Origin of the sequence: Streptomyces sp. NPDC002790 (genome assembly GCF_040295505.1) — a bacterium.
GTDB lineage: Bacteria > Actinomycetota > Actinomycetes > Streptomycetales > Streptomycetaceae > Streptomyces.
In genome coordinates this window covers 1-5,286 of the sequence record NZ_JBEOVM010000202.1, presented here as the reverse complement: position 1 = coordinate 5,286, position 5,286 = coordinate 1, and the positions used below count along the sequence as shown (strand labels likewise).

At 72.7% G+C, this 5,286-nt stretch carries 5 protein-coding genes; 3 read left to right on the top strand and 2 right to left on the bottom strand.

The window, feature by feature from the left end; genetic code table 11:
• On the bottom strand, window positions 1-727 hold a 727-nt coding region (locus ABT004_RS35760), incomplete at its 3' end, for a bifunctional transcriptional activator/DNA repair enzyme AdaA (protein ID WP_351345819.1).
• Window positions 728-861: 134 nt separating this feature from the next.
• The gene (gene rsgA, locus ABT004_RS35755; protein ID WP_351345816.1) at window positions 862-1,974 is read right to left on the bottom strand and encodes a ribosome small subunit-dependent GTPase A; all 1,113 of its coding nucleotides are present in this window, start codon (window positions 1,972-1,974) and stop codon (window positions 862-864) included.
• A 380-nt stretch (window positions 1,975-2,354) separates the two neighbouring features.
• Between rsgA and ABT004_RS35750 the strand changes: the two genes are divergently transcribed.
• The 3 genes from ABT004_RS35750 to ABT004_RS35740 all read left to right on the top strand — a co-directional run bounded on the left by ABT004_RS35750 (window position 2,355) and on the right by ABT004_RS35740 (window position 5,159).
• Window positions 2,355-4,274 carry a potassium channel family protein gene (locus ABT004_RS35750; protein WP_351345822.1) on the top strand — a complete coding sequence of 640 codons (1,920 nt, stop codon included), beginning with the start codon at window positions 2,355-2,357 and terminating at the stop codon, window positions 4,272-4,274.
• A 136-nt stretch (window positions 4,275-4,410) separates the two neighbouring features.
• Window positions 4,411-4,851, top strand: a complete 441-nt coding sequence (locus ABT004_RS35745) for a DUF6325 family protein (protein WP_351345813.1) — start codon at window positions 4,411-4,413, stop codon at window positions 4,849-4,851.
• Window positions 4,852-4,889: 38 nt separating this feature from the next.
• On the top strand, window positions 4,890-5,159 hold the full coding sequence (locus ABT004_RS35740; RefSeq protein ID WP_351345810.1) for an SHOCT domain-containing protein: 270 nt from the start codon (window positions 4,890-4,892) through the stop codon (window positions 5,157-5,159).
• Window positions 5,160-5,286: the final 127 nt, after the last annotated feature.

Sequence of the window (5,286 nt, the reverse complement as noted above, 5' to 3'; positions counted from 1 at the left end):
GCCGAAGTGCGCGCCGGAAGGTGCGCGCGCCGGGCCGCCCGGCCAACTCCTCGACTCCGTCGAGGAGTTCGGAGGCCAGCAGGTCGAAGACGGGACCGGACTGATAGGCGCCGCGGTGGGCGAGGCGCAGCGGGATGCCGGCGGCGGGAGCGACGGCGCGGCGCTTGTCCGGCGCCTCGGCGCGGAGCTGCGTGGGGGTGCGGGCGTACACCTCGCGGATCGTGTCGTTGAACTGCCTCACGCTCGCGAACCCCGCCGCGAACGCGATCTCCGTGACCGGCAGCGGGGTCGTCTGCAGCAGGACGCGCGCGGTGTGGGCGCGCTGGGCGCGGGCGAGGGCGACCGGGCCCGCGCCCAGCTCGGCGGTGAGCTGGCGCTGCACCTGGCGTGCGCTGTAGCCGAGCCTGGTGGCGAGCCCGCCGACGCCCTCACGGTCGACGATGCCGTCGCCGATGAGCCGCATCGCACGGCCCACGACGTCGGCGCGCACGTTCCAGTCGGCCGAGCCCGGCACCGCGTCGGGGCGGCAGCGGCGGCAGGCCCGGAAGCCCGAGCCCTGGGCCGCGGCGGCCGTGGCGTAGTAGCGGACGTTGTGCCGCTTCGGGGTGACCGCGGGGCAGCTCGGCCGGCAGTAGATCCCGGTGGTCTCCACGGCGAAGAAGAACTCCCCGTCGAACCGCGCGTCGCGGCTGCGGACGGCTTCGTAGCGCGTGTCTTCATCGGTCATCACCCCATAAGTGTGCCGTGGCGCTCACCGCTGGGCTAGCGGGATTCGGACGCCACGTTAAGCCCCTGCGGCGATTGAGCAGCGGGGTCCGGGGCAGAGCCCCGGGACCGCAACCCCGGGGCAGGCCGAACGAGCTACCGGACACGCCCCCGTTTCGCCTCCATCGCGGCGCGGCCCTCGGCCCCCCTCCGCTTCCACACCTTCCGCACGTCCGCCCGCAACCTCGCATCCGTCCGCGCCGCGAGCCGCTCGTTCTCGCGCAGGAGCTTGCGGTAGCTGTCCAGGCGCCGCTCGTGCAGCGACCCGTCCTCCAGCGCCGCCAGCACCGCACAGCCGGGCTCGACCGTGTGCGCGCAGTCGTGGAACCGGCAGTCCTCCGCCAGCGCCGCGATCTCCGCGAAGACCTGTCCGACGCCGCCCTCGGCGTCGTACAGGCCGACCCCGCGCAGCCCCGGCGTATCGATGAGGACGCCGCCGCCCGGCAGGGCGAACAGGTTGCGGGTGGTCGTGGTGTGGCGGCCCTTGCCGTCCATGTCGCGGACGGCCTTCACGTCCATCACGTCCGCCCCCATCAGCGCGTTGGCCAGCGTCGACTTCCCGGCGCCGGACTGGCCGAGCAGCACGGACGTGCCGTCGGCGACGACCGCCCGCAGCACCTCCGTACCGTCCCCGTCGAGCGCGCTGACGGGCAGCACCTGCACGCCGGGCGCGGTCGTCTCGACGTCGGACACGAGATACGACAGGCCGACCGGGTCCGGCAGGAGATCGGCCTTGGTGAGGACGACCAGGGGTTGCGCACCCGATTCCCAGGCCAGGGCGAGGAACCGTTCGATCCGCCCGAGGTCGAGCTCGGCCGCGAGGGAGACCGCGATGATCGCGTGGTCCACGTTCGCGGCGAGGATCTGCCCCTCGGACCGCTTGGAGGAGGTGGAGCGCACGAAGGCGGTCCGGCGCGGCAGATACGCCTGTACGTAGCGGGGGTCGGCCCCGGCCGGGTCGACGGCGGCCCAGTCGCCGGTGCAGATGACCTTCATGGGGTCGCGGGGCACGACGTACTCGGTGTCGGCGTGCACGACCCCTTCCGGTGTGACGAGGTCGCACCGCCCGCGGTCGACGCGCAGCACCCGGCCGGGCACGAGGCCGCGGTCGGCGAAGGACGCGAACGTGTCCGCCCAGCCGGCGTCCCAGCCGTACGCGTCGAGAGCGGAGGTGGTGGAGCGAGGAGATGGAGAAGACGGAGAAGACAAGGGGTGACCCTTCAAAGGGTGGCCCCGGCACAGGAAATACAGAAAAGAAGAGTGCGGTCAGCCGGTGGCCACAGAGGTGGACTTGATGAACTTCCGGATGCGGGCAGCGCCCATCTCAACGACAGCCATCGGTCGACACCTCCTCGATCACGCACTCGGCGCACACTCGGCGCGGACTCCACGGTGGCAGCGGCCACCCCGACACGGACGACGATAACCACAGCCCCCATGCACCCGCCACCGGTTTTTCACGTGGTCGGCCCCGGTGTCGGTGGACGGCACACACATCGAGCACGCACCATGACACGGTGTCACTTCCCCACCAGCCTCAGCAGCCCGAAGATTCCGAGCAGGCCCAACAGACGCCCCTGCCGCGACACATGGTCGTGTGCGGTGACGACGCGCTGGCCGAGCGGCTCGGCACCGAACTGCGCGAGCTGTACCGCACCCAGGTCACCATCGTCGTACCGTCGACGCGCACCGCGGACGAACCCGCGCGGGCCGGCGGCCGGATCCGGGCCGCCGCGCTGCTGGGCCGGGTGCAGGCCGCGATGGGCCGGCTGACGCCGTCGGAGGACGACTCGCTCGCCGGCCAGGCGCCACGCGTCATGGAGGCCGCGGTACTCAGCGAGGACGCGTTGATGGAGGCGGGGGTGGCGCGGGCGGACGCGCTGGCCCTGGTGCACGACGACGACGAGACCAATATCCGCGCCGCGCTCGCGGCCCGCCGCCTCAACCCCCGCCTGCGGCTCGTCATCCGGCTCTTCGACCGGAAGCTCGGCCAGCACCTGGCCCAGCTCCTCGACCAGGCCGCCACGCTCGCGCAGCCGGACCTCGCCGCGGAGTCCCTCGACACGTCCACCACCATCCTGTCCGACGCCGACACGGCCGCGCCCGCACTCGCCGCGACCGCGGTGGCGGGCACCGGCAAGGTCGTGCAGGCGGACGGGCTGCTGCTGCGCGCGGTCGAGCGCGCGCCGCGCGGCCGGGGCCTGGCCCCCGCCACCCCCGGCCTGTGCACGCTCGCGATCCTCTCCTCGTCGAACAACGACCCTTCGGACACGGAGGGCTCGGACACCTCGGGCCAGGAGGAGCCGGTCCTGCTGCCGGACGACCAGGAGATCGCGGCCGCGGTAGGGCGTGGCAGCGTCGTCCTCGACACCGTCACACCGGCGGAGCCCGGGCTGCCCCCGCGGCGCCTCGCCGCGCGGGCGCTGCCGCTCGGCTCGCTGTTCTCGCGCCGGGTGCGCTGGTCGATGGCCGTGCTCGCGGTCTGCGTGCTCGGTCTCGCGCTCGCCACCTGGGCGACGACCGAGTCGAACGCGCTGCGGGCCGGCTATCTCACCATGCTCGACCTGTTCGCCATCGACGATCCGGCGATCGGGGAGCCCGCGGCCCGGCAGATCATCCAACTCCTCACCGGCTTCGCCGGGTTGCTGCTGCTGCCCGTTCTCATGGCCGCCGTCCTGGAGGCGATGGGCACCTTCCGTACCGCCTCCGCACTGCGCCGGCCGCCGCGCGGCCTGTCCGGGCACGTCGTCCTGCTCGGCCTCGGCAAGATCGGCACCCGCGTCCTGGCGAGGCTGCACGAACTGGGCGTGCCCGTCGTGTGCGTGGAGGAGAACCCGGAGGCCCGCGGCGTCGCCCTCGCCCGCCGGCTGCGCGTGCCGACGGTCATCGGCGACGTACGCGACGAGGGTGTCCTGGAGGCCGCCAAGGTGTCCAGGTCGCGCGCCTTCCTCGCCCTCACCAGCCTCGACACCACCAACCTGGAGGCCGCGCTCTACGCCCGCTCGGTCAAGCCGAACCTCCAGGTGAGCCTGCGCCTGTACGACGACGCGTTCGCCACGGCCGTCTACCGCACGCTGCGCGCCGCCCACCCGCGCGCCCTCACCCGCAGCCGCAGCGTCACGACCCTCGCGGCGCCGGCCTTCGCGGGGGCGATGATGGGCCGTCAGGTGCTCGGCGCGATCCCGGTCGAGCGCCGCGTGCTGCTGTTCGCCGCGCTGGACGTGGCGGGCCATCCGCACCTGGAGGGGCGTACGGTCGCCGCGTCGTTCCGGGCCGGCGCCTGGCGCGTGGTCGCCGTCGACTCCACCGCGCCGGACGAGCGGCGGCCCCACCGCGCGGCCGATCCGGCGGGGGACCGCGAGGAGCGGGAGCCGGGACTCGTCTGGAAGCTGGACCCCGGCTACGTACTTCGGCCGACCGACCGGGTCGTTCTCGCCGCCACGCGCCGTGGTCTCGCCGAGCTCCTGGCCTCGCAGGCCTCGTACCCCGCGTATGCCTCGCGGCCATGAGCCGCCGTTCGGCCTCCCGGAGGGCCGAACGACCCGGTCCGCCGGGCTCGCTCCCGCAGTACGCTCACCCTAGTATCCGTTTCAGACGTTTCATCCGCCTATGTCCCATACGGCAATACAGGGAAGGGGCTCGCCCGTGACCAGTGGCCTCAACGCCGACACCGTCGGTCCGGTGGACGTCGCCGTGCTCGCCTTCGACGGCAACCACTTCAGCGGCGATGTCGCGCCCGCGCTGCGGGATCTGCAGAAGGACGGGACCGTACGGATCCTCGACCTGTGCTTCATCCGGAAGGCGGCCGACGGGTCCGTCGATGTCGTCGAGCTCGGCGACCCCGAGGTCACCGAGCTGTTCCAGCAGGTCGCCGACGTACGGTTCGACCTGCTCAGCGACGAGGATCTGAAGGCGGTCTCCGACAACCTTCCGGCCTCGTCCTCCGCGCTCGTCCTGGCCTGGGAAAACACCTGGGCCGCCCGCCTCGGCACGGCCGTGCGCGACTCGAACGGACAGGTGCTGATGCTCGAGCGGATCCCGAGGGAGACGGTCGACGAGGCCATCGAAGCCCTCGCCACGGCCTGACGACACACTTACGCGAGAGAACGAAGAGGACGGTCAGCATGCCGCAACGATTCGGACGGCCCGGACTCCTTGGCACCATCGCCCGCACGGCGGTCATCTCCGGTACCGCGTCGGCGGTGTCGGGGCGGGTGAACCGCAGAATGGCCGATCGTGACATGCGTCGCGAGATGGACGCGCAGGTGGCGCCGCCGGTTGCCGGTGGCACGGATCGGGTTTCGCAGCTTCAGGCGCTCGCCGAGTTGCGGGCCCAGGGGCTCCTCACGGAGGCGGAGTTCGCGGCGGAGAAGGCACGCGTCCTCAACGGTTGAGCGCCGTTGCGGCCGCCCGCGCCTACGCCTCGGGGCTCCGCCCCGGACCCCGCTGCTCAATCGACGCAGAGACTTAAAAGAGGCGCCTCAACCGCCGGCAGGGCTTAAACGACGCGCCTCAACCGCC